Consider the following 25,302-nt stretch of genomic DNA (forward strand, 5'->3'; position numbering starts at 1 on the left):
CGGGAAGACTCTAGCGCGAGCAGGAGTCAGCGTGAGACGGTGGCGCCCGACGACAGATCGGCTGCGACCTCGGCGAGGGCGTCGAGCCCGCCCTCGGCGAGGGCGCGCACGAAGGCCGAGCCGATGATCGCCCCGTCGGCGTAGGCGAGGACCTCACGCACCTGGGTGGCGGTCGAGATGCCCAGACCGACGCACGCGTACTCGACACCTGCCTCACGAAGGCGGTCGACGAGGGTGTGCGCCGCGGAATCGACGTCGGTGCGGGTGCCGGTGATGCCCATCGTCGACACCGTGTAGACGAATCCGCGGCTGGCCTCCACCGACTGGCGGAGTCGAGCCTCGCTGGAGGACGGCGCGGCGAGGAAGACCCGATCGAGGTCGGCGGCCTCGGCGGCGGCGATCCACGCGGAGCCCTCGTCGGGGATGAGGTCGGGGGTGATGAGACCGGCACCGCCCGCAGCGGCGAGGTCGTCGGCGAAGCGCTGGACGCCGTACTGCTCGACCGGGTTCCAGTACGTCATGACGACGACCGGGGTGTCGACACGGGAGGTGATCTCGCGGACGGCCGTGAAGACGTCGCGGACTCGGAAGCCCTCGGCGAGTGCCTTCTGCGTGGCGGCCTGGATGACCGGTCCGTCCATGACGGGATCGGAGTACGGCATGCCCAGCTCGATGACGTCGATGCCGTTCTCGGCGAGCGTCACAGCGGCCTCGATGCTCGTCGCCAGATCGGGGAACCCCACGGGGAGGTATCCGATCACGGCGCCGGACCCGGCTTCGCGACGAGCTCGGATGGCCGCCGCCACCTTGCTGCCCGTGGGGGCGTCGGCGCCGCTCACAGCTGCTGCGCCTGCTCGTCGAGGACGCCGAAGTAGCGGCTGGCGGTCGCCACGTCTTTGTCGCCTCGGCCGCTCATCGAGACCAGGATCGTCCAGTCGGGGTGACGCTGACCGAGCTTGATCGTGCCGGCGAGGGCGTGCGCCGTCTCGATCGCGGGCAGGATGCCCTCGGTCTGAGTGAGGAGCTTGAACGCGGCCATCGCCTCGGCGTCGGTCACGGGCTCGTAGTGGGCCCGTCCGCTCTCGGCGAGCCAGGCGTGCTCGGGCCCGACGCTCGGGTAGTCGAGGCCGGCCGAGATCGAGTGGCTCTCGAGCGTCTGCCCGTCTTCGTCTTGCATGAGGTACGACTTGGTGCCCTGCAGGTTGCCGATCCGACCCAGGGTGATCGACGCCGCGTGACGACCGGTCTCCACGCCGTCTCCCCCGGCCTCGTAGCCCCAGAGCTCGACCGAGGGGTCGTCGAGGAACGCGTGGAAGATGCCCATGGCGTTCGACCCGCCGCCGACGCACGCCGTGACGGCGTCCGGGAGCGACCCGGTGAGCGCCAGGACCTGCTCGCGAGCCTCTTCGCCGATGATCTTGTGGAAGTCGCGCACCATCGCCGGGAAGGGGTGCGGACCGGCGACCGTGCCGAGGACGTAGTGCGTGGTGTCGACGCTGGCGACCCAGTCGCGCATCGCGTCGTTGATGGCGTCCTTCAGCGTGCGCGACCCGGTCGTGACCGAGACGACCTCGGCCCCGAGGAGGCGCATGCGGGCCACGTTGAGGGCCTGACGTTCGGTGTCGACCTGGCCCATGTACACGACGCAGGACATGCCGAACAGGGCGGCCGCGGTGGCGGTCGCCACACCGTGCTGCCCGGCGCCCGTCTCGGCGATCAGCCGGGTCTTGCCCAGCTTGCGGGCGAGCAGCGCCTGTCCGAGCACGTTGTTGATCTTGTGCGAACCCGTGTGGTTCAGGTCTTCGCGCTTCAGGATGACGCGCGCCCCGCCGGCGTGCTCGGCGAAGCGCGGGACCTCGGTGATGATCGAGGGTCGACCCGTGTACGTCGCGTGCAGGGCACGGAGCTCCGCCTGGAACTCGGGATCGACCGCCGCGGCCTTGTAGGCCGAGTCGAGTTCGTCGAGTGCAGCCACCAGGGATTCGGGGACGAAGCGCCCCCCGAAGGAGCCGAAGTAGGGCCCCGTCTCGTCGCGCAGTGCCATCAGACCTCCAGGAAGCGGGTGAGTGCGTCGACCGGGTCGCCGTGCGTGACGAGGGCCTCGCCCACGAGCACGACATCGGCGCCGGCGCGACGGTAGTGGGCGACGTCGTCGGGTGACGCGACGGCGGATTCGGCGACGCGGACGACACCGGACGGGATGCCGTCGGCGAGTCGACCGAACAGATCGCGGTCGAGTTCGAACGTCGAGAGGTCGCGGGCGTTCACGCCGAGCAGCTCGGCGCCGGCGTCGAGACCGCGTCGGACCTCGTCGGCCGAGTGGGTCTCGATCAGCGCGGTCATACCGAGCGACCGCACGAGCTCGTGCAGCTCGACGAGTCTGGGCTGCGAGAGGCCGGCGACGATGAGGAGGACCAGATCGGCGCCTGCGGCACGCGCCTCGAAGACCTGGTACGGGTCGGCGATGAAGTCCTTGCGGAGCACGGGGACGTCGACGACCTGTCGGACGGCCTCGAGATCGGCGAGGGTGCCCTTGAATCGGCGACCCTCGGTGAGGACGCTGATCGCGCTGGCCCCACCCGTCGCGTACGAGACGGCGAGGGAGGCGGGATCGGCGATGTCGGACAGATCGCCGCGGGACGGGCTGGCCCGCTTCACCTCGGCGATGATCTTGACGCGTTCGTCGGGTCGGAGCGCGGCCAGGGCGTCGAGTGCCGCAGGACGTTCGAGGGCGGCCGCCTCGACCGACGCGAACGGCGCCAGCTCACGCCGGGCCTCGGCATCGGCCAGGGAGCCGGCGTAGAGGTCTTCCAGCACTTAGTTGTGCGCCTTCGGGACATAGCGGTGACCGCCGACGCCGTACCCGACGCGCTTGAGCACGAGCCCGACGACGAGCCCGACGATCACGAGCCCGGCGGAGGCCCAGACGATCCACGGGATGGCGAGGAAGAAGGCGACGGTGCCGATGGAGAAAGCGACCAGCATGATGATCACAGCCGTCCACGCGGCGGGCGAGTTGCCGTGACCGAGGTCTTCGGCGGCCTCGTGGCGGTCGTCGGGCTTCGTCTGAATGCTCACGGTGCTCCTTGGATCAAGATGGGACGCGACGAGTCTACCGGCTGCGGGCCGTCTCGTCGGGACTCTCGGTGGGGTCGTCCCCGCTCGAGAGGGTGTCCCAGGCGGCGGCCGGGTCGGTCGCGGGATCGGCGGCCACGAGCCGGGTCGCCGAGTACTTCCGGGTGGCCTGGGGCCACATCCCCGAGAGGACGACGACGGCGACGCCGAGCAGCGCCGAGACGATGCCGGTCACCAGCGCCACCCACGGCCAGGGCGTGGCCGAGACGGAGTCGACGAGCGACACGAGCGACTCGGCCCCCTCGACGCCGGTCGCCGTGGTGATGGGGGTTCCGGAGGCGCCGATCGGGTCGGCCAGGGATGTTCCGGCCCCGAGGGCGACGCAGACGCCGAGCAGGGTCTGCAGCACGCCGAGCACGATGCGGAAGACGCGACCCGCGATGGTCAGCGCGGCGAACAGGGCGAGGCTCGCGAGCGAGAGCGCCGAAAGGGCGCCGCCGGCGACGTCTCCGCTGGCCGTCACGCGGTCGGAGCCGCCCTGGGGCAGGCTGATCGCGAGCTCGAACCACGGCTGCGTCCAGGCGAGGAGCACCACGGCAGCCAGAAGGATCCCGAGCAGGATCGTCGTGAGCTTGATGCGGCGGGCGCTCATCAGACGAGCCTCGTCATGGCGTTGGCCACGGCCACGGCACGCAAGGGGGCCGCGGCCTTGTTGCGCGCCTCCTCGTTCTCCGCGACGGGATCGCTGTCGGCGACGAGACCGGCGCCGGCCTGGACCCGCGCGGTGCCGCCCTGCAGGAGCACGGTGCGGATGGCGATCGCGACGTCGGCCGAACCCGCGAAGTCGAAGTAGCCCACGACCCCGCCGTAGACCCCCCGCTGCGCCGGTTCGAGCTCGTCGATGATCTCGAGGGCGCGGGGCTTGGGCGCGCCCGACAGGGTGCCTGCGGGGAACGTGGCCCGGAAGGCGTCGATGGCGTTGTGCCCCGGAGCGAGATCCCCCTCGACGCTCGACACGAGGTGCATGATGTGGCTGAAGCGCTCGACCTGCATGAACTCGGTCACCTCGACGGAACCCGGGGTGCAGACCTTGAGCAGGTCGTTGCGGGCGAGATCGACGAGCATCAGGTGCTCGGCTCGCTCCTTCTGGTCGGAGGCCAGCTGGTCGGCGAGCAGCTGATCCTCCTCGGGGTTGCCGCCACGCGGCTTCGAACCGGCGATGGGGTGCGTGTAGGCGCGCCGTCCGTCGACCTTGACCAGGGCCTCGGGCGACGATCCGACGATCGAGTAGGGCCGACCGTCGACGTCGTCGAGGCTCACGAGGTACATGTAAGGGCTCGGGTTGAGAGTGCGGAGGACGCGATAGACGTCGAGCGGATCGGCCGTGAGCTCGTGGTCGAACCGCTGCGACACGACCACCTGGAAGACGTCGCCGTCGCGGATGTACTGCTTCGACCGCTCGATGGCCGCCCCGTACTCGGCGTCGCTCGTGCGTCGGACCGGGTCGGGGGCGATCGTGAGATCGACGTCGGAGAGGAACGCCTCGCTGGGCTCGGCCAGACGACTCTGCAGACCGTCGAGGCGCGACTGCGCGTCGGCCCACAGGGCGTCGGAGGTGTCGGTCTCGTCGTTCAGCACCGTGGCGATCAGCATGACGGCGCCGGTGCGGTGATCGAGCGCCACCAGCTCGCTCACGAAGCTGAGGGCCTGGGACGGGACCTCGAACTCGGCGGGCGGCGCGTCGGGCAGCGACTCGAGCTCGCGGACGGCCTCCCAGCCGATGAAGCCGACGAGCCCACCGGTCAGGGGCGGCAGCTCGCGGAGGCGCGGCGTCTGCCAGCGTTCGAAGAGCGCGGAGAGCACCTCGAGGGGTCGCCCGGTCGCATCGCCCAGCGCACGCTCGCGGCTCATGCCGTAGTCGATCCATTCGACGTCGTCTCCGCGGGTGGTGAGCACTCCGAAGGAGGACACACCGACGAACGACCAGCGCGACCAGATGCCGCCCTGCTCGGCGGACTCCAGCAGGAACGTGCCGGGTCGCCCCGCCGCGAGCTTCCGGTAGACGCCCACCGGCGTCTCGCCGTCGCCGAAGAGGTCGCGGACGACCGGGACGACGCGGTGGCCGGACAGGGCCGCGTCGAACTCGGCCCGGGAGGTGGTGCCCCGGTCAGACACGAGGATCTCCGTCGATCGACGTGGCCGTGACCGGCGACAACGGACCGACCTCGAAGCAGGAGTGCGCGCCGGTGTGACAGGCGGCCCCGATCTGCTCGACGGTGACGAGCAGGACGTCGTCGTCGCAGTCGAGCGCCGCCGAGCGGACGAACTGCGCGTGACCCGAGGTGTCGCCCTTCCGCCAGTACTCCTGACGGGACCGCGACCAGAAGGTGACCCGGCCCTCGGTCAGCGTGCGGATCAACGCCTCGGCGTCCATCCAGCCCATCATGAGGACGTCTCGGGAGGACTCCTCCTGGATGATGGCGGGCAGCAGCCCATCGGCGTCGAAGCGCGCGCGGGCGACGACCGGTGCGGCGGACTCGCGGGTGAGGGGGGCGGTCATGAGTGCTCCTGCGATCGACGGACCAGGATGCCGGACGCCGCCAGCTCGCGCTTGACGTCGTCGACGGTCAGCTGACCGGTGTGGAAGACGGAGGCGGCGAGCACCGCGTCGGCGCCCGCCTGGATGGCGGGGGCGAAGTGCTCGACCGCACCCGCGCCTCCTGAAGCGACGACGGGGACACGGCTGACGTCGCGCATCGACGCGACCAGCTCGAGGTCGAAGCCCTCACGGGTGCCGTCGGCGTCGATCGAGTTGACGAGGAGCTCGCCGGCACCGCGTTCGACCGCCTCTCGCGCCCAGACCAGCGCGTCGAGATCGGTCTCGGTGCGACCGCCGTGGGTCGTCACCACGAAGCCGGACGGCGTTCGCGGGGAGCGCTTCACGTCGAGGGAGAGCACCACGGCCTGGGCGCCGAAGCGGTCGGCGATCTCGCCGACGAGGGCCGGTCGGGCGATCGCCGCGCTGTTGATGCCGATCTTGTCGGCACCCGCGGCCTGCAGACGCGAGACGTCGTCGGTCGAGCGGACCCCGCCCCCGACCGTGAGCGGGATGAAGACCTGCTCGGCCGTGGCGCGGACCACGTCGTACATGGTCGCGCGCTCGTCGACCGTCGCGGTGACGTCGAGGAAGGTGATCTCGTCGGCGCCCTGCTCGTAGTAGGTGCGCGCGAGCTCGACGGGATCGCCGGCATCGCGGAGGTCGAGGAAGTTGACGCCCTTGACGACACGACCGGCCGCCACGTCGAGGCACGGGATGACCCGGACGGCCAGCGTCGGGTCGGCGGCAGTCATCTCAGAGCCTCGCGGCGTGGATCGGGCTGACGAGGATGGCTCGGGCGCCGAGGTCGTAGAGGGCGTCCATCACCTGGTTCGTGTCGGTCCGCTTCACCATCACCCGCACGGCCGCCCATTCGGCGTCGTGGAGGGGCGCGACCGTCGGGGACTCCATGCCCGGCGCGATCGCCGTCGCGGCGTCGAGCTTGGAGACCGGGATGTCGTAGTCCATCATCACGTACTGCCTCGCCACGAGCACGCCCTGCAGACGGCGGTGCAGAACGGCCAGCCCGTCGACGCTCTCGTCGGAGGCGATGAGCACGGCCGTCGACTCGAGGATGACGGGGCCGAAGATCTCGAGGCCCGCCGCCCGGAGGGTGCCGCCGGTCGACACGACGTCGGCCACGGCATCGGCGACACCGAGGCGGACGGCGCTCTCGACCGCACCGTCGAGACCGACGAGGTTCGCGGTCACCCCGTGCGAGGCGAGGAACGAGCCGACGAGACCCGCGTAGCTCGTGGCGACCCGGGTTCCCTGCAGCTCACGCAGGTCGGTGAAGCGCCCGGGAGGACCGGCGAAGCGGAAGGTCGAGCCGCCGAAGTCGAGAGGGGCGACCTCGTGCGCGGGCGAGTGCGAGTCGAGGAGGAGGTCGCGGCCCGTGATGCCGACGTCGAGCGCACCCGAGCCGACGTAGGTCGCGATGTCACGCGGACGGAGGTAGAAGAACTCGACGCCGTTGCGAGGGTCCTCGACGTGGAGCGTGCGGGTGTCGCGGCGACCCGTGTACCCGGCCTCGCCGAGCATGGCCGTCGCGGTCTCGCTGAGGGAGCCCTTGTTGGGCACTGCTACGCGGAGCATGTGGTGACTCTGTTCTCTCTGGTCGGCCCGTCGGGGCCGGATGACGTCGGACCGCCGGGGGACGACGGTCTCGCGGGGCTGCGGAGACGGATCAGAGATGTCGGTACACGTCGGCGGGCGTCAGCCCCTTGGCGAGCATCAGCACCTGCAGGTGGTAGAGCAGCTGCGAGATCTCTTCGGCGGTCGCCGTGTCGCCCTCGTACTCGGCTGCCATCCACACCTCGGCGGCCTCTTCTACGATCTTCTTGCCGATCTGGTGCACGCCCGCATCGAACTCAGCCACCGTTCCCGACCCCTGAGGGCGGTCGCGGACCTTGCCGCTGAGCTCTGCGAACAGTTCGTCGAAGGTCTTCACGAGGTCAAGGCTACCGTCGCGGCAGCGGCACGGAGAGCCGCGATGCGCTCCGACGGCTCGCCGCCGTAGACGGCCGAGCCGGCCACGACCGTATCGGCCCCGTTCGCGACCGCCGTGACGATCGTCGTGACGTCGATGCCGCCGTCGACCTCGAGCCAGACGTCGAGCCCGGACCGGTCGACCGCCTCACGAGCGCGGGCCAGCTTGGGCATCGTCTCGGTCATGAACGACTGCCCGCCGAACCCGGGCTCGACCGTCATGACGAGGATCATGTCGAACTCGTCGAGCGTCTCGAGGTACGGCGCGATGTCGGTGCCGGGCTTCACGGCGACGGAGGCGCGAGCCCCCGTGCTGCGGATCGCGCGCGCCGTGGCGACGGGATCGGCGGCGGCCTCGGCCGAGAACGTCACGGAGAACGCACCGAGCTCGGCGTACCGAGGAGCCCAGCGGTCGGCGTCGTCGACCATCAGATGCACGTCGAGAGGCAGCGGACTGACCTGCTGGAGGCGCTCGACCACCGGGAGCCCGAGCGTCAGGTTCGGCACGAAGTGGCCGTCCATGACGTCGACGTGGACGAGATCGGCGTCGCCGATGCGATGGAGGTCGCGCTCGAGGTTGGCGAAGTCGGCCGAGAGGATGCTGGGGCTGATGCGGACGGACACCCGACGAGCCTAGCGGGGCCACCCGTCCGGCGCCGCGTCACGACGGCGACGATCGGCGCCGCGTCAGGAGGCCGAGGGCTGGCGCCGCTTCTCGACGAGTGCGACGAACATCGCGTCCGTCCCGTGTCGATGCGGCCAGAGCTGGACGTACGGCGCCGAGCCGAGGTCGACGGGGGCGCCCACGATCGTCTCCGCGGAGGCGGTCGCGTCGACCACGGTGACGTCGTCGCGACCCCGCACGCCGGTCTCCACGATGGCCCGTGTCTCGGCGACGTGAGGTGAGCACGTCACGTAGGCGAGGACTCCCCCGGGTGCCAGGGCGTCGATCGCGGCGGCGAACAGGCGGGCCTGCAGGGCGGTCAGCTCGCCGACGTCGCGGGGCTGCTTGCGCCAGCGGGCCTCGGGGCGACGCCGGAGGGCGCCGAGCCCCGTGCAGGGCGCATCGAGCAGGATGCGGTCGAACGACTCGGGCTGCTCCGCGCCGAAGCGCGTCGCGTCGCCCTCGACCACCTGCACGCCGCCGGGGACGGACTCGAGCGCCTGACGGACGAGTCCGGCCCTCGCCGGGACGAGCTCGTTGGCCAGGAGCCGCGCGCCGCCGCCTGCCGCCTCCGCCCCGAGCAGCGCCGCCTTGCCGCCCGGCCCGGCGCACATGTCGAGCCACCGCTCGCCCTCCGTGATCGGGCGGTGGCGGCTCAGCAGCAGAGCCGCCATCTGCGACCCCTCGTCTTGAACCCGGGCGCGTCCGTCTCGGACGGCGGGGTGGCTCGCCGGATCTCCGCCGCCGCTGGTCGCCGCGACGGGCGAGAGGACGCCACCCGCGCCTCCCAGTTCGGAGACCTCGGCCAGCCCCGGCAACGCCACGAGACTCACCCGCGGGGCCCTGTTGTCGGCCTCGAGCAGCTCGACGAGCTCGTCGCCCCGCCCCTCGGCGGTGAGCGCCTGACGGAAGGCCCGCACGACCCACGCCGGGTGCGACCACTCGGCGGCCAGCGCCTCGTCGGCACCCCGGGCGCCCTCGAGGACGCGTTCGCGCCAGACCCCGGGCTCGGTGCGGGAGACGGTGCGGAGGACCCCGTTCACGAAGCCGGTGCCCGATCGACTGCCGACCTCGCGGGCGAGCTCGACCGACTCGTCGACCGCGGCGTGCGTGGCGACCCTCGTCGAGAGCAGCTGATGGACGCCCAGCCGCAGGACGTCGAGGAGAGCCGGGTCGATCTTCGACACGGGCCGTCGGGCGGCGATCGCGATGACGAGGTCGTAGTACCCCTGGAGGCGCAGCGTGCCGTAGGTGAGCTCGGTCGCGAGACCCGCGTCGGCGGCGTCGAGACGGGCACGGGCGATGCGCGACGGGAGAAGCAGGTTCGAGTAGGCGTCGTCGTCGGAGACGGCGCGGAGGACGTCGAGGGCGACCCGACGGGCGGGCTGGACACGGCTCATGAGCGGTCTCCTTCGTCGAGGGGGTCGGAGGGGCGGCCGGGTCCGCCCGGGTCGGGTGCCGAGTCGCTCGCGGTCACGAGGAGGCGCGGGGCGTCATCGCCGGACAGCCCGCGGAACCAGTCGGTCGCCGCCATGGCCTTCTTGCCGGCGGGCTGGACCCGCATCAGCTCGAGGGGCGCGGTGGCTGTGCCGACGAGGAGGCGGCGACCGGACAGCGAGAGGGCGCCGGGTGCCGGGTCGACGGCGAGATCGGGCGACTCGACGGCGCGCAGCTCGAGGATCTTGAGGCGGGCGCCCTCGAAGGGGACGTGCGCCCCTGGCTCGGGCGTGACACCCCGCCACCGGTCGAGGACCTCGCCGGCGGGCCGCCCGAGATCGAGCGCCCCGTCGTCGAGGGTCAGTTTGGGGGCCAGCGTCACCGTGCCGGTCTGCGCGACGCCCACGGCCGTGCCCGAGGCGAGGTCGGCGACCGTGCGCTCGAGCAGCTCCGCACCGGAGACCGAGAGGTCGTCGAGCAGGCCGCCCGCGGTCTCGGCGCCGCCGAGACGCTGCTCGACGACGCCGTAGACGTCGCCGGCGTCGAGCTCGGGGACGAGCTGGAACACGACGGCCCCCGTGACCTCGTCGCCGGCCATGAGGGCGCGCTGGACGGGTGCCGCCCCGCGCCACCGCGGGAGGAGCGAGAAGTGGAGATTGACCCAGCCGAGTCGAGGCAGCGAGAGCACGGGCTCGCGCAGCAGCGCCCCGAAGGCGACGATGACGCCGAGGTCGGCGTCGAGTGCCCGGAGGTGCTCGGTCACGTCGTCGGTGATCCGACGCGCCTTGACCACGGGCAGACCGAGACGCTCGGCCTCGACGGCGACCGGCGTCCGCGTCAGCACGCGCTTGCGGCCCTGAGGGGTGTCGCTGCGGGTCAGCACCGCCACGATCTCGTGCTCGCTCTCGGCGAGGGCGCGGAGGGACGGGAGGGCGGCGGCGGGGCTGCCGGCGAAGACGAGACGCACGGGGGTTCCTGAACTCAATCGGTGAACGGCTCGACGTCGTCGAACCGCACTCTGAGTGTAGGGACGGCACGACCGCGCTTCTGACCGATGGCCTTGCGACGCTCGGTGGCCGCCCGGATCACCTGCGACCTGAGGATCTGCGCCACCTCGCCGCCGCGCCGCACGTCGAAGCGGACGATGGCCCGCACCCCGGCCTCGGGCACGTCGACGGGGCCGAGCGTCTCGGCCCGCACCTCGTCGGGGAGCTCGCCGAGGGCTCGGGCGACGGTGTCGACGGTGCCCGTCACCGTCGCGACGCGGACGGCCGGCGGGAAGCGCAGCTGCCGACGGTCGGCGAGCTCGGAGGAGGCGAAGCGGGCGAGCTCCCAGGTGGCCAGCGCGGAGGCCAGGGCTCCCCCGACCCCGACGAGCACGACGGGTGCGCGTCGAGCCGCGAGAGCCGTCGCATTGGCCCACCAGCGGAGACAGTCTTCGGCGACTCGGAGACTCTCTCTCGCCAGCATGCGCTCCCCGTCGAGGAGGAGGACCGCCCGGTAGCCGCCGGGGGCGACGGGCTCGGCACCGCGCGTGGCGACGACCAGCGCGGGGGCGTCGTCGACGTGGGTGATCGGTCGCGTGCCGTCGGCCACGATGACGCGGACCCCCGGGAAGGCCTTGCCGAGCTCGTCGGCGGTGCGGGACGCACCGGCGCCGACGGCCTTCATCGCCGTGCCCTCGCAGGTCTTGCAGTGCCAGCCGACCGCGAGTGCTCCGCACCAGGAGCAGGCGGGCTGGGCGCCCTGCTCACGCTGGACGACCGGACCGTTGCAGCGCAGGCAGCGCGCGGTGTCACCGCATTCGGTGCAGGCGAGCCGTGGAGAGTAACCCGGGTGAGCCACCTGGACGAGGACCGGTCCGTGCTCGACGGCGGCTCGGGCCTCCGTCCAGGCCGTGGAGGGGATCCGTGCCCGCGCGGCGAAGCCGTCGTGCGCGGACTGCTGAGACGTCGGGATCACCTTGGGCTGGTACCGCGGATCGGGGCGGACCTCGGCGAGGAAGCCCAGCTCGACCAGGCGCTGGACGTCGGTGCTCCGGGCGTGGCCCAGGAAGACCAGGGCCGTGTCCTGCTGCGCCTGGCGGACGAGCGCGGTGTCGCGGGCGTGCACGTAGGGGCTGAGCGGCTCGGAGAAGAGAGGGTCGCCGTCGTCGAAGACGACGATGACGCCGAGACGAGCCGACGGCGCGAGGAGGACCGAGCGGTTGCCGACGATGACGACGGGGTCGTCGCCGCGGGCACGGAGGAGCGCCCGGTACCGGTCGGCGTTCGACTGCCGGGAGTCGAGACGGACGATCGCCTCGGACGGGACGACCGCGGCGAGGGCCCGCAGGACGTGATCTTCGTCTCGGTAGTCGGGGACGGCGATGATCGCGTTGTCGCCCGCCGCCAGCGCCACCGTGGCCAGCTGAGCGGCGGTGACGGCCCAGTGGCCGACCCACGCGCCGTCGTCGGCCAGTTCGACCAGCAGGGGGACGGCGTCGACGGCGGCCCGGCCCCTCGCGGGGACGAGATCGTGGAGCGAGTCGGCCCGGTACGCGGTGACGGCCTGGGCGACGACGGGCTCGGGCGCCGTGACCGGCTCGTCGGCACCCTCCGCCGCGAGGCGCGCGGCGGCCCAGGCCTTCTCGACCCGCACCTGCCGAGGAGGCACGGCGAGGCGCAGGACATCGCTCGCGGAGCCGCCGGCGCGGTCGGCCACCGCCCGGGCGAGCCGCCAGACCTCGGGGGCCAGCACGGGCACCTCGGACACGATGTCGTCGACTTCGCTGAGCTCGCCCGCATGGTCGGATCCGTCGACGACGTCGACCACGAATCCGTCGGCGATACGGCCGGCGGATCGCAGCGGTACTTTGACCCGGATGCCCGGGACGACCTGTCCGACCAGACGCGCGGGGACGCGGTAGTCGAAGAGACGATCCAGCTGCGGCAGCGGCGAGTCGACGAGCACACGGGCGACGGGCCGACCGGGGGTATCGGCGGACGTCGCGCTCACGGGGTTCTCGGACGGCGTGGCGGGGTCACCGATGATCAGAGCCCGGCGGCGGCCCGCAGCGCGTCGACGCGGTCGAGGGCCTCCCACGTGAAGTCGGGCAGGTCGCGGCCGAAGTGGCCGTAGGTCGACGTCGCCGCGTAGATCGGGCGCAGCAGGTCGAGGTCGCGGATGATGGCCGCCGGGCGGAGGTCGAAGACCTCGCCGATGGCGTCGATGATCACCTGGTCGGAGACGTGACCCGTGCCGAACGTCTCGACGTAGAGACCGACCGGGGCCGCGCGTCCGATGGCGTAGGCGATCTGCAGTTCGAGGCGGTCGGCGAGACCTGCTGCGACGGCGTTCTTCGCGACCCACCGCATGGCGTAGGCGGCGGACCGGTCGACCTTCGACGGGTCCTTGCCCGAGAACGCCCCGCCGCCGTGCCTGCTCGCGCCGCCGTAGGTGTCGACGATGATCTTGCGGCCGGTGAGCCCTGCATCGCCCTGGGGCCCGCCGATCTCGAAGCGCCCGGTGGGGTTGATGATGAATCGCGTGCCGCTCGAGTCGAGCCCCGCGTCGGCGAGCACGGGACGGATGACGTGCTCGATCACGTCGCTCTCGAGCTGAGCGCTCGAGACGCTCGGCGAGTGCTGCGTCGAGAGCACGACGGTGTCGACCGTGACGGGCACGACGCCGTCGTAGCCGACCGTGACCTGGGTCTTGCCGTCGGGTCGGAGGTAGTCGAGCTCGCCCGTCTTGCGGACCGAGGCGAGTCGCTCGGCGAGACGGTGGGCGAGCCAGACGGGCAGCGGCATGTACTGGGGCGTCTCGTTCGTGGCGTAGCCGAACATGATGCCCTGATCGCCCGCACCCTGGCGGTTGAGGACGTCGTCGTCGCCGCCCCGCGCCTCGAGCGCCGAGTCGACGCCCTGCGCGATGTCGGGCGACTGCGAGCCGATCGAGACCTCGACGCCGCAGGTGCGGCCGTCGAAGCTGACCGCCGACGAGTCGTAGCCGATGCCGACGATGAGATCGCGGACGATCGTCGGGATGTCGACGTAGCCCTTGGTGGTGACCTCGCCGGCGACGTGCACGAGACCCGTCGTGACCATGGTCTCGACGGCGACCCGGCTGGCGGGGTCGACGGCCAGCAGAGCGTCGAGGATGCCGTCGGAGATCTGGTCGCAGATCTTGTCGGGGTGGCCCTCGGTCACGGACTCGGAGGTGAAGAGACGGAGGCCCGTCGGAGTCGTACGGCTCGTGCTGGTGGTGTCGGTCGTGGTCAAGGGGACCCCTCGTGGCTCATGGTCGGCTCGACGGATGCATCGTGCCGTGGGACGTGACGAGGCCCCGCGGGATGGTCTCCCGGGGGCCTCGTCAGAGTCTAGGACCGACCCCTGACAGCTGGTCGTCCCGTGACGTGCCGCCTGTGGGCGGCGGATGCCTAGTCGGCTGTGACGGCGAGCGGCTTGACCTCGAGCCGGTCTTCGTTGATCTCGTGCATGGCGACCGAGAGCGGCTTGTCGTCGATGGTGCTGTCGACGAGCGGGCCGACGTTGTCGAACAGGCTGCCCTCGTGGAGGTCGGCGTAGTAGTCGTTGATCTGACGGGCGCGCTTGGACGCGAAGATGACGAGCGCGTACTTCGACTCGACCTTCGAGAGCAGCTCGTCGATGGGCGGATCGATGATGCCCTTGTTCTTGTCGGCCATGGTTACTCCTCGTTCGTGGTGCGTTGTCTCGGCGTGCCGACCGGGCAGGCTGAGGGGGAAGTCGTGGCGTCGATCAGTCGCGCTGTCGCGCGTCGTCGGACGCAGTCATCAATTCTACGACCTCTCGGGCCGCTTCGGCCACGTCGTGGTTGACGACCTTGACGTCGAACTCGTCTTGGGCGGCCAGCTCGACCTTCGCGGTCTCGAGTCGTCGCTGCTGCTCGGCGGCGTCCTCCGTGCCGCGGCCGATGAGTCGACGGACCAGTTCGTCCCAGGTGGGGGGGAGCAGGAACACGAGCACGGCCTCGGGCATCGCCGCACGGACGAGACGCGCCCCCTGCAGATCGATCTCGAGCAGCACGCTGCGGCCGTCGCGGAGCGCCGCGTCGATCGGAGGGCGCGGCGTGCCGTACCGGTACGAGTTGTGGACGGTCGCGTACTCGAGGAGCTCCCGCTCTCGGATCATCCGGTCGAACTCGGCGTCGTCGACGAAGTAGTAGTGCACGCCGTCGACCTCGCCCGGTCTCGGAGCCCGCGTCGTCGCCGAGATCGACAGGTGGACGTCGGGGTAGTTGTCGCGGATGTGAGCCGATACCGTGCCCTTGCCGACGGCCGTCGGACCGGCCAGGACGACCAGACGCGATCGGAGCCGCCCGCGCGCCTCGCGATGTGCCAGCCAGTCTCCGAGCGTGCGTCGCTGCCGGACTCCGAGACCGCCGACCCGCTTGGACTCGGCGATGCCCAGATCGGTCATGATGCGCGCCGCCCGGGTCGGGCCGATCCCCGGGATGCTCGTGAGCAGCTCGCGGACGCGGAGGGTGGCCTCGGGTGCCGTGGCCTCACCGGCCCACGCCGTCTCGGCGACGTCGAGCGCCTGACGTCGTCTCTCGGCGATCGCGGACTTCACGGCGGCCCGGCCCCGACGGGCGGCGACGGCGGCGCGGGCCGCGGCCGCGCGGTCGACGGGCGGCGGCGTCAGACGAGGCATCGGCGGATCTCGTCGGAGTCGCGACGGATCGCGTCGGCGAGGTCGGACGGACCGTGCTCGAGCAGCGCCCGGGAGGTCGAGACGACGACCGAACGGCCCGCAGCGCCGAAGAGGGCGGGGATGTCGCGGTAGAGCGCGCCCTGGTGCCCGAACCCGGGCGCGAGGACGGGCGTGGTGGTCAAGCGGTCGGGGTCGACGCCGGCGGCTACGAGGTCGACCGTCGCGCCGAGCACCAGCCCCACGGAGCCGAACCGGGGTTCTCCGGCGATCTGGTTGTCGTGCAGCACGTCGTCGACGATACCGCCCGCGACGGTCGAGACCGTGCCGTCGTCGTCGGTGCGCCGCGCCGTCTGCGTTACCCGCGCCTCCGGATTGGAGGTGGCGCCGAGCACGAACACGCCCGCACCCGCGCGACGGGCTCGTGCGATCAGACCGGTCATGGAGCCGAGACCGAGGTACGGAGACACCGTCAGCGCGTCGACCCGGAGGCTCGATTCCGGATCGAACCAGGCGTCCCCGTAGGCGTCCATGGTGCTGCCGATGTCGCCGCGTTTGGCGTCGCCGATGATCAGCAGCCCCGCCTGACGCGCGGCGTGCAGGACCTCTTCGAGGGCGGCGAAGCCGGCCGAACCCCACCGCTCGTAGAAGGCGACCTGCGGTTTCACGATCCCCGCGCCTCCTCGGTGCGCCGCGTCGACCACCCGCAGACCGAAGTCGCGCGCCCCGGCCGCCCCGCCCGGCAGACGCCAGGCGTCGAGCAGGTACGGGTGCGGATCGATGCCGACGCAGAGCGGGCCGAGACGGTCGAAGACCTCGCCGAGCCGCTCGCCGAAGGCCGGAGCCGAGGCCCCGGCCGTCACAGTCGGGCCGCCCGCGCGAGTCCGTAGTCTTGCAGGCTCGTGACCTCGAGGTCGGTCTGGACGGCCTCGATCGACGCGACCGCGGCACCGAGCTGGGCGATGGTAGTGAAGAGCGCCTTGTCGGCGGCGACGGTCGCCGCACGGATCTCGTAGCCGTCGGCACGGGCGCTCGAACCGCTCGGCGTGTTGATCACGATGTCGACCTCGTCGGCGTTTATCAGGTCGACGACCGAGTGGCCGCCCGCGCTGAACTTGGCGACGGTGTCCGCCTCGATGCCGTTGCGCACCAGCACGGTCGCGGTGCCCTCGGTGGCGAGGATCGTGAAACCGAGCTGCTGGAGGCGCAGCACCGGCAGGACGATCGCCCGCTTGTCGCGATCGGCGACGCTCACGAAGACGGTGCCCGAGGTGGGCAGGCCGCCGTAGGCCGCGGTCTGGCTCTTGGCGAAAGCCCGCGGGAAGTCGCGGTCGATCCCCATGACCTCGCCCGTCGAACGCATCTCGGGACTCAGCACGCTGTCGACGATCTGGCCGTCCTTCGTACGGAAGCGCTTGAAGGGCAGCACGGCCTCCTTGACGGAGATGGGCGAGTCGAGCGGGACGTCCGAGCCGTCTCTCGCCGGCAGCAGCCCGACCTCGACGAGCTCGCGGATGCTGCGTCCGACCATGACCAGCGACGCGGCCTTGGCCAGCGGGATCCCGAGCGCCTTCGAGACGAAGGGCACCGTGCGGCTCGCACGCGGGTTCGCCTCGATGACGTAGAGCACGCCGGCGGCGATGGCGAACTGGACGTTCAGCAGACCCGAGACGCCGATGCCGCGCGCGATCTCGAGGGTGGCGGCACGGACCCGGTCGATCTCGCCCTTGCCGAGCGTCACGGGAGGGAGCGTGCAGCTCGAGTCGCCCGAGTGGATGCCGGCCTCCTCGATGTGCTCCATGATGCCGCCGACGTAGAGCTCGGTGCCGTCGTAGAGGGCGTCGACGTCGATCTCGACCGCGTCGTCCAGGAACCGGTCGACGAGCAGCGGCGCATCGGGGCCGATGATGGCCTGGTCCTCGACGCGGACGAAGTAGTCGGCCAGCGAGGGGCTGTCGTAGACGATCTCCATGCCGCGACCGCCGAGGACGTACGACGGGCGGACGAGGACGGGGTAGCCGATCTCCTCCGCGACCGCGACGGCGGTCTCGTAGTCGGTGGCCGTGCCGTTCTTCGGGGCGTGCAGCCCGGCGGCGTCGAGGATGCCCTGGAACAGCCCGCGCTCCTCGGCGGAGTCGATGGCGTCGGGGCTCGTCCCCAGGATTGGGACGCCCGCGGCCTCGAGGCCCTTGGCGAGACCGAGCGCCGTCTGTCCGCCGAGCTGGACGACGACGCCGACGAGCTCGCCGCTGGCGCTCTCGGCGTGGACCACCTCGAGGACGTCCTCGAGGGTGAGCGGTTCGAAGTACAGGCGGTCGCTCGTGTCGTAGTCGGTGGACACGGTCTCGGGGTTGCAGTTGATCATGATCGTCTCGAAGCCCGCGTCGCTCAGCGCGAAGCTGGCGTGCACGCACGAGTAGTCGAACTCGACGCCCTGCCCGATCCGGTTCGGGCCCGAGCCGAGGATGATCACCTTGCGGCGGTCGCTCGCGACCACCTCGGTCTCGAAGTCGTAGCTCGAGTAGTGGTACGGCGTGAGGGCCGGGAACTCCCCCGCGCAGGTGTCGACGGTCTTGAACACGGGCCGGACGCCGAGGGCGTGCCGCTCGTCACGGACCTGCTGCTCGGGCAGACCGCGCAGCTGCCCCAGCTGGGCGTCGCTGAAGCCGTGGTCCTTCGCGAAGGCGATCGTCTCGGCGTCGAGGGACTCGGTCGCGGCCACCGTCTCGGCGACCTCGTTGATCAGCACGATCTGGTCGATGAACCAGGGGTCGATCTTCGTGGACTCGAAGACCTCGTCCGCCGTCGCACCAGCGCGGAGGGCCTGCTGCACGGTGACGATGCGACCGTCGGTCGGCGTCGCGGCCAACGCGAGCAGCGCCTCCTTGTCTCCGGGGGCGCCCTGCCAGTGGAAGCTCGATCCGCGCTTCTCGAGCGAGCGCAGCGCCTTCTGCAGCGCCTGCGTGAAGTTGCGGCCGAGGGCCATCGCCTCGCCGACGCTCTTCATGGTCGTGCTGAGCGTCGTGTCGGCCGCGGGGAACTTCTCGAACGCGAACCGCGGCACCTTGACGACGACGTAGTCGAGCGTGGGCTCGAAGGAGGCGGGGGTCACCTTGGTGATGTCGTTCGGGATCTCGTCGAGCCGGTACCCGAGGGCCAGCTTCGCGGCGATCTTGGCGATCGGGAACCCGGTGGCCTTCGACGCCAGAGCGCTGGAGCGCGAGACGCGGGGGTTCATCTCGATGACGATGACGCGGCCGTTCGACGGGTCGATGGCGAACTGGATGTTGCAGCCGCCGGTGTCGACGCCCACCCGACGGATGATGTCGATGCTGATGTCGCGGAGGTTCTGGTACTCGCGGTCGGTCAGGGTGAGGGCCGGAGCGACGGTTATCGAGTCGCCGGTGTGGACTCCGACCGGGTCGACGTTCTCGATGGAGCAGACGACGACCGTGTTGTCGGCCGTGTCGCGCATCATCTCGAGCTCGTACTCCTTCCAGCCGAGGATGCTCTCTTCGAGCAGGACCTCGGTGGTGGGGCTCTGGTGCAGACCGTCGGTCACCATGCGGACGAGCTCGTCGCGCGTGTAGGCGAAGCCGGAGCCGAGGCCGCCCATCGTGTACGAGGGGCGGATCACGAGAGGGTAGCCGAGGTCTTCGGCGTACTCGACCGCCTGGTCGACGGTGCGAGCGATGTACGACTTGGCCACGTCGGCGCCCGACTCGAGCACGAGGTCCTTGAAGAGCTGGCGATCCTCCCCCTTCTGGATCGCCTCGACCTTCGCGCCGATCAGCTCGACGCCGTGCTTGGCGAGGATGCCCTCCTCGTCGAGCTTGATGGCCGCGTTCAGGGCGGTCTGCCCGCCGAGGGTCGGGAGGATCGCGTCGGGGCGCTCCTTCACGATGATCGCCTCGAGCACCTCGGAGGTGATCGGCTCGATGTACGTGGCGTCGGCGAAGTCGGGGTCGGTCATGATCGTGGCCGGGTTCGGGTTGACCAGGATGACGCGCACCCCCTCTTCGCGGAGGACGCGGCAGGCCTGCGTTCCCGAGTAGTCGAACTCGGCCGCCTGGCCGATGACGATCGGCCCGGAGCCGATCACGAGGACGGAGTTGATGTCGGGGCGCTTGGGCATCAGATGCTGCTTTCGATGTCGGAGCCGAAGTCGACGGACTTGCCGTGCGAGCGGGCGACGACCGCCTCGCGGAAGCGGTCGAAGAGGTGGTTGCTGTCGTGCGGGCCGGCGGCCGCCTCGGGGTGGTACTGGACCGAGAACGCGGGGATGTCGAGGGCCCGCAGACCCTCGACGACCTGGTCGTTGAGGCTGTAGTGGCTGACCTCGACGCGGCCGAAGCCCGCGGGCGAGTCGAGCACGCCGTCGATGGGCGCGTCGACCGCGAAGCCGTGGTTCTGACTGGTGATCTCGACGCGGTTGGTCGTCTTGTCGAGGACGGGCTGGTTGATGCCCCGGTGGCCGAACGGCAGCTTGTACGTGCCGAAGCCGAGCGCCCGGCCGAACAGCTGGTTGCCGAAGCAGATGCCGAAGTAGGGCAGACCGTCGCGGAGAGCGCCCTGCAGCAGCTCGACCTGCGTGTCGCTCGCGGCCGGGTCGCCCGGGCCGTTCGAGTAGAAGAGCGCGTCGGGGGCGAGTGCGCGCAGCTCGTCGAGCGTCGTCGACTGCGGCAGCACGTGCACCTCGAAGCCGCGCTGGGCCAGGTAGCGCAGGGTCGAGGTCTTGACGCCCAGGTCGAGGACGGCGACCGAGCCGATGCGCTCGCCCTCGGGCTGGACCACGTAGGGCTCGAGCGTGGACACCTGGCTCGAGAGGTTGAGACCGCGCATGTCGCTGCCCGCAGCGACGAGGGCGAGCTGCTCGGCCGGGTCGAGCTCGGCGTCGGCACCGCTGAAGACGCCGCCCTTCATCGAGCCGACGTCGCGGAGGCGCCGCGTGACGGCACGGGTGTCGATGCCGCGGATGCCCACGACGCCGTCGGCGACGAGCTGGTCGTCGAGGCTGCCCTGTGCCCGGTGGTTCGACACGACGCGGCTGGCGTCGCGGACCACGTAGCCGGCCACCCAGATGCGACGCGACTCGGGGTCTTCGTCGTTCACCCCGGTGTTGCCGATGTGCGGGGCCGTCATGACGACGATCTGCCCGGCGTACGAGGGGTCGGTCAGGGTCTCCTGGTAGCCGGTCATGCCGGTCGAGAAGACCACCTCGCCGAGGGTGCGGCCGACGGCGCCGTAAGCGAGCCCGACGTACCGCGACCCGTCTTCGAGGATGAGGACGGCTTTTTCACTCACAGGTTCTCTCCAGTGCTGGTTCCGGCCCGGGGGGCCGTGGGGATGATTCCGCGGATGCCGTCGACGACCGCGGTGGGGTCGTCGACGATGCGCAGGTAGGTGTCGACGTCGGTCTCGCCGAGGGTCCAGGCGATGAGGACGAGCCCGCCCTCTTCGACGACGCGGTCGATCGTCCATGTGGCCCGGCCGACGTCGCGGATCGAGGAGGCGCGGATCAGCTTCGCCGGTTCGCCCGCGATCTCGAGGCGGACGCCCTCGACATGGACCGAGACGCCTGCGCGTCCGCGGAAGCCGAGCCCTCCGATGACGATGCGGTCGAGCGGATCGCCCGCTCGACTCGTGGCCACGTAGAAGCCGTCGGTCTCGATGCTCGGCGTGCCGAGGCCGTCGGGAGCGATCTCGGGGAGGGCGATGTCGGATTGACGTCGGCCGCGGGCACGCCACGATCGCGCCATCTGCCAGAGCAGAGCCGCGAGGAGGACGAGGACTCCGAGGCCGATCCACCAGTAGGTCATCGGGCCTCCGCCCCGGCCGTGGCCTCGACCGACACCCGGTGCGCCGCCACGGCCGCCGCGGCACGCGCGATCGTCTCGGTCTCGACCACCGCGCCGCCTTCGACGGTGGCGTAGCCCTGATGGAAGGTGGCCTCGACGCGGCCCGGCAGGACGCGGTCGATGAACGGCGAGTTGGTGCTCTTGCCCGCGAGGTGCTCGGCGGAGAAGGTGCGCGTCACGCTCCGATCGTAGAGGGTCAGCTCGGCGGGCTCTCCGACGGCGAGGGGTCGCCCCTGCCCCGAGACCCGACCGATGACGGCCGGGGTCGTCGACATGATGCGCGCGACGTCGCCCCAGCCGATGAGCCCCGTGTCGACCATCGTGTGCTGGACGACGGGCAGGGCCGTCTCGAGGCCGACCATGCCGTTCGCCGCGGCGTCCCACTCGCAGCACTTCGCCTCGGAGGTGTGCGGCGCGTGATCCGTGGCCACGATGTCGATGGTGCCGTCCGCGAGGGCCGAGCGGAGGGCCTGCACGTCGTCCTTCCCGCGAAGCGGGGGGTTGACCTTGTACCGCGAGTCGTACCCGGCCACCAGGTCTTCGGTGAGCAGCAGGTGGTGCGGCGTGACCTCGGCCGTGACGTCGATGCCCCGGGACTTCGCCCAGCGGATCACCTCGACGCTGCCGGCCGTCGAGACGTGGCAGACGTGCAGCCGGGCACCGACGTGGTCGGCGAGGAGCACGTCGCGCGCGATGATCGCCTCCTCCGCGACAGCGGGCCACCCGGCGAGACCCAGCTCGGCCGAGAGCGCCCCCTCGTTCATCTGGGCGCCGATGGTCAGTCGTGGTTCTTGGGCGTGCTGCGCGACGACTCCCCCGAAGCCCTTGACGTACTCGAGCGCGCGACGCATCAGCAGGGGGTCGCTCACGCAGTGGCCGTCGTCGGAGAACACCCGGACGGCGGCGCGGGATCGGGCCATGGCGCCGATCTCGGAGAGGTGCGTCCCCTCGAGACCCCGCGACACGGCGCCGATCGGTCGGACGGTCACGTACCCGGCCCGGTCGCCGAGCGCCTGCACCTGCTCGACGACCCCCGCGGTGTCGGCCACCGGCGACGAGTTCGCCATCGCGTTGACCGCGGTGAAGCCCCCCGCGGCGGCGGCACGCGAGCCGGTCAGAACGGTCTCGCTGCCCTCGCCGCCCGGCTCCCGGAGGTGCGTGTGGAGGTCGACGAGACCCGGCAGGACGAGGAGCCCGTCGGCGTCGACCACGGTGGCCCCGACGGCGCTGAGACGCGTGCCGAGCTCGACGACCACGCCGTCTCGGACGAGGACGTCGGTGCGGTCGCCGTCGACGGTCTCGACGGCGCGGATGATCTGGGTGGTGGTCACAGGGAGTCCTCCCGGTCGCCGGCGAGTGTGAGGTAGAGCACGGCCATGCGCACGGCGACGCCGTTGGCGACCTGCTCGCGGACGGTCGATCGCGGCGAGTCGGCGGCCTCGTCGCTGATCTCGAGACCGCGGTTCATCGGCCCGGGGTGCATCACGACGGTCTCCGGCGGCAGCGCACGGAACCGTGCGGCGCTCAGCCCCCAGGCGCGGGCGTACTCGCGGGCGTTCGGGAAGAACGCCTCGTTCATCCGCTCCTGCTGGATGCGCAGCATCATGACCACGTCGGGTCGCACCTGGAACAGGGCCTCGTCGAGGTCGTAGTGGACGTCGACGCCGAATCGGCTGACGTCGACGGGCAGGAGCGTGGGAGGCGCGACCACCGTGACCTGGGCGCCGAGCGTCCGCAGCAGCCAGGCGTTCGACCGGGCCACCCGCGAATGCAGGATGTCGCCGACGATGACGACCCGCAGACCGTCGAGGTCGCGACCCCGACTCGCGGCGCCATGGACCCGGCGTCGCATGGTGAACGCGTCGAGCAGCGCCTGGGTCGGGTGCTCGTGCGTGCCGTCGCCGGCGTTGACGATGCCCGCGTCCACCCAGCCGCTGTCGGCGAGCACCCGGGGAGCCCCGGAGGACGGGTGCCGGATCACGATGCCGTCGGCGCCCATCGCGGCGAGCGTCTGCGCCGTGTCCTTCAGGGATTCGCCCTTCGACACGCTCGAGCCCTTCGCCGCGAAGTTGATGACGTCGGCGCTGAGTCGCTTCGCCGCGGCCTCGAAGGAGATGCGCGTGCGTGTGCTGTCTTCGTAGAAGAGGTTGACGACCGTCGTCCCGCGCAGCGTGGGCAGCTTGCGGACCTCGCGGGTGCTGACGTCGGCCATGTCCTCCGAGATGTCGAGGATGCGCAGGGCATCGTCGAGTCCGAGGTCGGAGGTGCTGAGCAGGTGCCTCATGCGTGAGCACCCGCGCCGACGGCACCCTCTGTCGCCGCGCCTCCTTCGATGGCGACCAGCTCGTCCGCATCGACGCCGGCGAGCCGGACGTAGATCCGCTCCGCGGTCGAGGTCGGCAGGTTCTTGCCCACGAAGTCGGCCCGGATCGGCAGCTCGCGGTGGCCCCGGTCGACGAGGACGGCGAGGCGGACCGCACGCGGCCGGCCGAGCGAGCTCAGGGCGTCGAGCGCCGCCCGGATCGTCCGCCCTGAGTACAGGACGTCGTCGACCAGGACGACGGTCTTGCCGTCGATGCCGCCGACGGGCAGCGACGTGGGCCGGGAGGCGCGGGTCGGCTGGCTGCGGAGGTCGTCGCGGTACATGGTCACGTCGACCGACCCGACCGGGATCGGCTCGCCCGAGATCGTCGCCAGAGACTCGGCGATGCGCTCGGCGAGGACGACGCCACGGGTCGGGATGCCGAGCACGACGAGGCCGGAGGCGCCCCGGTTCGACTCGAGGATCTCGTGGGAGATGCGCGTCAGAGCGCGCGCGATGTCAGCCTGACTCAGCACGGTACGGGTGCTCAATCGGACCCCCTTCCCCGCCTCTCTGGACGGAACTTAAAGGATGTCGGATGTCGGGATCGTGGAGCTGCGGAGAGGCCCGGCGACCGTGCGGTCGCCCTACGGCCCCTCGGTTCGGACCAGCCTAGCTGCTGGCGGCGATGCGACCGAGCAGACCGTTGACGAAGACGGCGGAGTCGTCGGTGCTGAGCGACTGAGCCAGCTCGACGGCCTCGCTGATGGCGACGTGGTCGGGGATCTCGTCGTTGTGACCGAGCTCCCAGATGCCGATGCGGAGGATGGCCCGGTCGAGCGTGGGCATCCGGTTGAGGGACCAGCCCTGCGAGTACGTCTCGATGAGCTCGTCGATCTCCGAGCGGTGGTCGATGACCCCCTGGACGATCTCGCGGGCGTAACCCCAGCTCGAACTGCGCTCGGGTTGACCCATGGCCCGGGTGGTCTCCATGACGAGGGCGTCGGTCATGCTGATCTCGCGGATGTCGGCGACGTACAGGACGTCGAGGGCGCGCTTGCGCGCCTTGGTGCGGGCACTCACTGCTGTGGACGACCCGGACTAGCTGACGCGGCCGAGGTAGCTGCCGTCGCGGGTGTCGACCTTGACCTTGGTGCCGTTCTCGAGGAACAGCGGGACCTGGATCTCGTAGCCGGTCTCGACCGTCGCCGACTTGGTGCCGCCGGTGGAGCGGTCGCCCTGCAGACCCGGCTCGGTGTACGTGACCTCGAGGATGACCGACGCGGGCAGCTCGATGTAGAGCGGCGTGCCGTCGTGGAGGGCCATCTGCACGTTCTGGTTCTCGAGCATGAAGTTCTTCGCGTCGCCGACCACCGTCGCGGGGACGTTGATCTGGTCGTAGTCGCTGGTGTCCATGAACACGTAGCCGTCGGCCTCGGCGTAGAGGTAGGTGAACTCGCGACGGTCGACGTTGGCGAAGTCGATCTTCGTGCCGGCGTTGAACGTCTTGTCGACGACCTTGCCCGACATGACGTTCTTCATCTTCGTGCGGACGAACGCGCCACCCTTGCCCGGCTTGACGTGCTGGAACTCGATCACGTTCCAGAGCTGGCCGTCGAGGTTGAGGACGGCACCGTTCTTGATGTCGTTTGTAGTCGCCATGCGCGCGGGGTCCGTTCGGAGTCGGTGGGTGTCGGCCGGATGAGGCC

Annotated in this window: 26 protein-coding genes; all 26 read right to left on the reverse strand. The window is 71.1% G+C overall.

What is annotated here, in order from left to right:
- Positions 1-26: 26 nt before the first annotated feature.
- Positions 27-839, reverse strand: a complete 813-nt coding sequence (trpA, locus tag SOM13_RS03635; RefSeq protein ID WP_374231363.1) for a tryptophan synthase subunit alpha — start codon at positions 837-839, stop codon at positions 27-29.
- Positions 836-2,044, reverse strand: coding sequence for a tryptophan synthase subunit beta (gene trpB / locus SOM13_RS03640; RefSeq protein ID WP_243213402.1), 1,209 nt, complete (start codon positions 2,042-2,044; stop codon positions 836-838). The genes trpA and trpB overlap by 4 nt, the downstream gene beginning before the upstream one ends.
- A complete protein-coding gene (trpC, locus tag SOM13_RS03645) occupies positions 2,044-2,817 on the reverse strand; it encodes an indole-3-glycerol phosphate synthase TrpC (protein ID WP_320478926.1) in 774 nt (257 codons plus the stop codon). Before trpC ends, trpB begins: the two co-directional genes overlap by 1 nt.
- Entirely contained in the window at positions 2,818-3,072 is a 255-nt protein-coding gene (locus tag SOM13_RS03650; protein ID WP_192060587.1) for a DUF6704 family protein, read from the reverse strand.
- A 40-nt stretch (positions 3,073-3,112) separates the two neighbouring features.
- Positions 3,113-3,727, reverse strand: a complete 615-nt coding sequence (locus SOM13_RS03655) for a Trp biosynthesis-associated membrane protein (protein ID WP_192060330.1) — start codon at positions 3,725-3,727, stop codon at positions 3,113-3,115.
- Positions 3,727-5,256: an anthranilate synthase component I gene (locus SOM13_RS03660; RefSeq protein WP_320478956.1), complete on the reverse strand. Its 1,530-nt coding sequence runs from the start codon at positions 5,254-5,256 to the stop codon at positions 3,727-3,729. Before SOM13_RS03660 ends, SOM13_RS03655 begins: the two co-directional genes overlap by 1 nt.
- Positions 5,243-5,635, reverse strand: coding sequence for a phosphoribosyl-AMP cyclohydrolase (hisI, locus tag SOM13_RS03665; protein WP_320477183.1), 393 nt, complete (start codon positions 5,633-5,635; stop codon positions 5,243-5,245). Before hisI ends, SOM13_RS03660 begins: the two co-directional genes overlap by 14 nt.
- Positions 5,632-6,426, reverse strand: a complete 795-nt coding sequence (gene hisF, locus SOM13_RS03670; RefSeq protein ID WP_243213395.1) for an imidazole glycerol phosphate synthase subunit HisF — start codon at positions 6,424-6,426, stop codon at positions 5,632-5,634. Before hisF ends, hisI begins: the two co-directional genes overlap by 4 nt.
- 1 nt (position 6,427) lies before the next feature.
- Positions 6,428-7,267 carry an ATP phosphoribosyltransferase gene (gene hisG, locus SOM13_RS03675; protein ID WP_243213393.1) on the reverse strand — a complete coding sequence of 280 codons (840 nt, stop codon included), beginning with the start codon at positions 7,265-7,267 and terminating at the stop codon, positions 6,428-6,430.
- A 91-nt stretch (positions 7,268-7,358) separates the two neighbouring features.
- Complete coding sequence (locus SOM13_RS03680; RefSeq protein ID WP_243213392.1) at positions 7,359-7,622, reverse strand: phosphoribosyl-ATP diphosphatase; 264 nt, start codon at positions 7,620-7,622, stop codon at positions 7,359-7,361.
- A complete protein-coding gene (gene rpe / locus SOM13_RS03685) occupies positions 7,619-8,284 on the reverse strand; it encodes a ribulose-phosphate 3-epimerase (RefSeq protein ID WP_192060325.1) in 666 nt (221 codons plus the stop codon). Before rpe ends, SOM13_RS03680 begins: the two co-directional genes overlap by 4 nt.
- Before the next feature lie 63 nt (positions 8,285-8,347).
- Positions 8,348-9,724, reverse strand: coding sequence for an RsmB/NOP family class I SAM-dependent RNA methyltransferase (locus SOM13_RS03690; protein WP_320478927.1), 1,377 nt, complete (start codon positions 9,722-9,724; stop codon positions 8,348-8,350).
- A complete protein-coding gene (gene fmt / locus SOM13_RS03695) occupies positions 9,721-10,728 on the reverse strand; it encodes a methionyl-tRNA formyltransferase (RefSeq protein ID WP_320478928.1) in 1,008 nt (335 codons plus the stop codon). Before fmt ends, SOM13_RS03690 begins: the two co-directional genes overlap by 4 nt.
- Before the next feature lie 14 nt (positions 10,729-10,742).
- Positions 10,743-12,758 carry a primosomal protein N' gene (locus SOM13_RS03700; RefSeq protein WP_243213385.1) on the reverse strand — a complete coding sequence of 672 codons (2,016 nt, stop codon included), beginning with the start codon at positions 12,756-12,758 and terminating at the stop codon, positions 10,743-10,745.
- A gap of 35 nt (positions 12,759-12,793) precedes the next feature.
- Positions 12,794-14,023 (reverse strand): methionine adenosyltransferase, encoded by a 1,230-nt coding sequence (metK, locus tag SOM13_RS03705; RefSeq protein ID WP_243213383.1) that lies wholly within the window; start codon positions 14,021-14,023, stop codon positions 12,794-12,796.
- Positions 14,024-14,181: 158 nt separating this feature from the next.
- Positions 14,182-14,448, reverse strand: coding sequence for a DNA-directed RNA polymerase subunit omega (gene rpoZ, locus SOM13_RS03710; RefSeq protein WP_192060321.1), 267 nt, complete (start codon positions 14,446-14,448; stop codon positions 14,182-14,184).
- Between the two features lie 73 nt (positions 14,449-14,521).
- Entirely contained in the window at positions 14,522-15,436 is a 915-nt protein-coding gene (gmk, locus tag SOM13_RS03715) for a guanylate kinase (protein ID WP_192060320.1), read from the reverse strand.
- Positions 15,424-16,296 (reverse strand): orotidine-5'-phosphate decarboxylase, encoded by an 873-nt coding sequence (pyrF, locus tag SOM13_RS03720; RefSeq protein WP_320478929.1) that lies wholly within the window; start codon positions 16,294-16,296, stop codon positions 15,424-15,426. The genes gmk and pyrF overlap by 13 nt, the downstream gene beginning before the upstream one ends.
- Positions 16,293-19,568: a carbamoyl-phosphate synthase large subunit gene (gene carB, locus SOM13_RS03725; protein WP_320478930.1), complete on the reverse strand. Its 3,276-nt coding sequence runs from the start codon at positions 19,566-19,568 to the stop codon at positions 16,293-16,295. Before carB ends, pyrF begins: the two co-directional genes overlap by 4 nt.
- The gene (carA, locus tag SOM13_RS03730) at positions 19,568-20,737 is read right to left on the reverse strand and encodes a glutamine-hydrolyzing carbamoyl-phosphate synthase small subunit (RefSeq protein WP_192060317.1); all 1,170 of its coding nucleotides are present in this window, start codon (positions 20,735-20,737) and stop codon (positions 19,568-19,570) included. The genes carB and carA overlap by 1 nt, the downstream gene beginning before the upstream one ends.
- The gene (locus SOM13_RS03735) at positions 20,734-21,252 is read right to left on the reverse strand and encodes a hypothetical protein (RefSeq protein ID WP_192060316.1); all 519 of its coding nucleotides are present in this window, start codon (positions 21,250-21,252) and stop codon (positions 20,734-20,736) included. The genes carA and SOM13_RS03735 overlap by 4 nt, the downstream gene beginning before the upstream one ends.
- On the reverse strand, positions 21,249-22,622 hold the full coding sequence (locus tag SOM13_RS03740; RefSeq protein ID WP_320478931.1) for a dihydroorotase: 1,374 nt from the start codon (positions 22,620-22,622) through the stop codon (positions 21,249-21,251). Before SOM13_RS03740 ends, SOM13_RS03735 begins: the two co-directional genes overlap by 4 nt.
- Positions 22,619-23,575 (reverse strand): aspartate carbamoyltransferase catalytic subunit, encoded by a 957-nt coding sequence (locus SOM13_RS03745; RefSeq protein ID WP_192060314.1) that lies wholly within the window; start codon positions 23,573-23,575, stop codon positions 22,619-22,621. The genes SOM13_RS03740 and SOM13_RS03745 overlap by 4 nt, the downstream gene beginning before the upstream one ends.
- On the reverse strand, positions 23,572-24,144 hold the full coding sequence (gene pyrR, locus SOM13_RS03750; RefSeq protein ID WP_192060313.1) for a bifunctional pyr operon transcriptional regulator/uracil phosphoribosyltransferase PyrR: 573 nt from the start codon (positions 24,142-24,144) through the stop codon (positions 23,572-23,574). Before pyrR ends, SOM13_RS03745 begins: the two co-directional genes overlap by 4 nt.
- Before the next feature lie 121 nt (positions 24,145-24,265).
- Complete coding sequence (gene nusB, locus SOM13_RS03755) at positions 24,266-24,676, reverse strand: transcription antitermination factor NusB (RefSeq protein ID WP_192060312.1); 411 nt, start codon at positions 24,674-24,676, stop codon at positions 24,266-24,268.
- Positions 24,677-24,694: 18 nt separating this feature from the next.
- Positions 24,695-25,255: an elongation factor P gene (gene efp, locus SOM13_RS03760; protein WP_055797347.1), complete on the reverse strand. Its 561-nt coding sequence runs from the start codon at positions 25,253-25,255 to the stop codon at positions 24,695-24,697.
- Positions 25,256-25,302 lie beyond the last annotated feature (47 nt).

The organism is Frigoribacterium sp. CFBP9030 (genome assembly GCF_034045195.1).
Classification (GTDB): Bacteria; Actinomycetota; Actinomycetes; order Actinomycetales; family Microbacteriaceae; genus Frigoribacterium.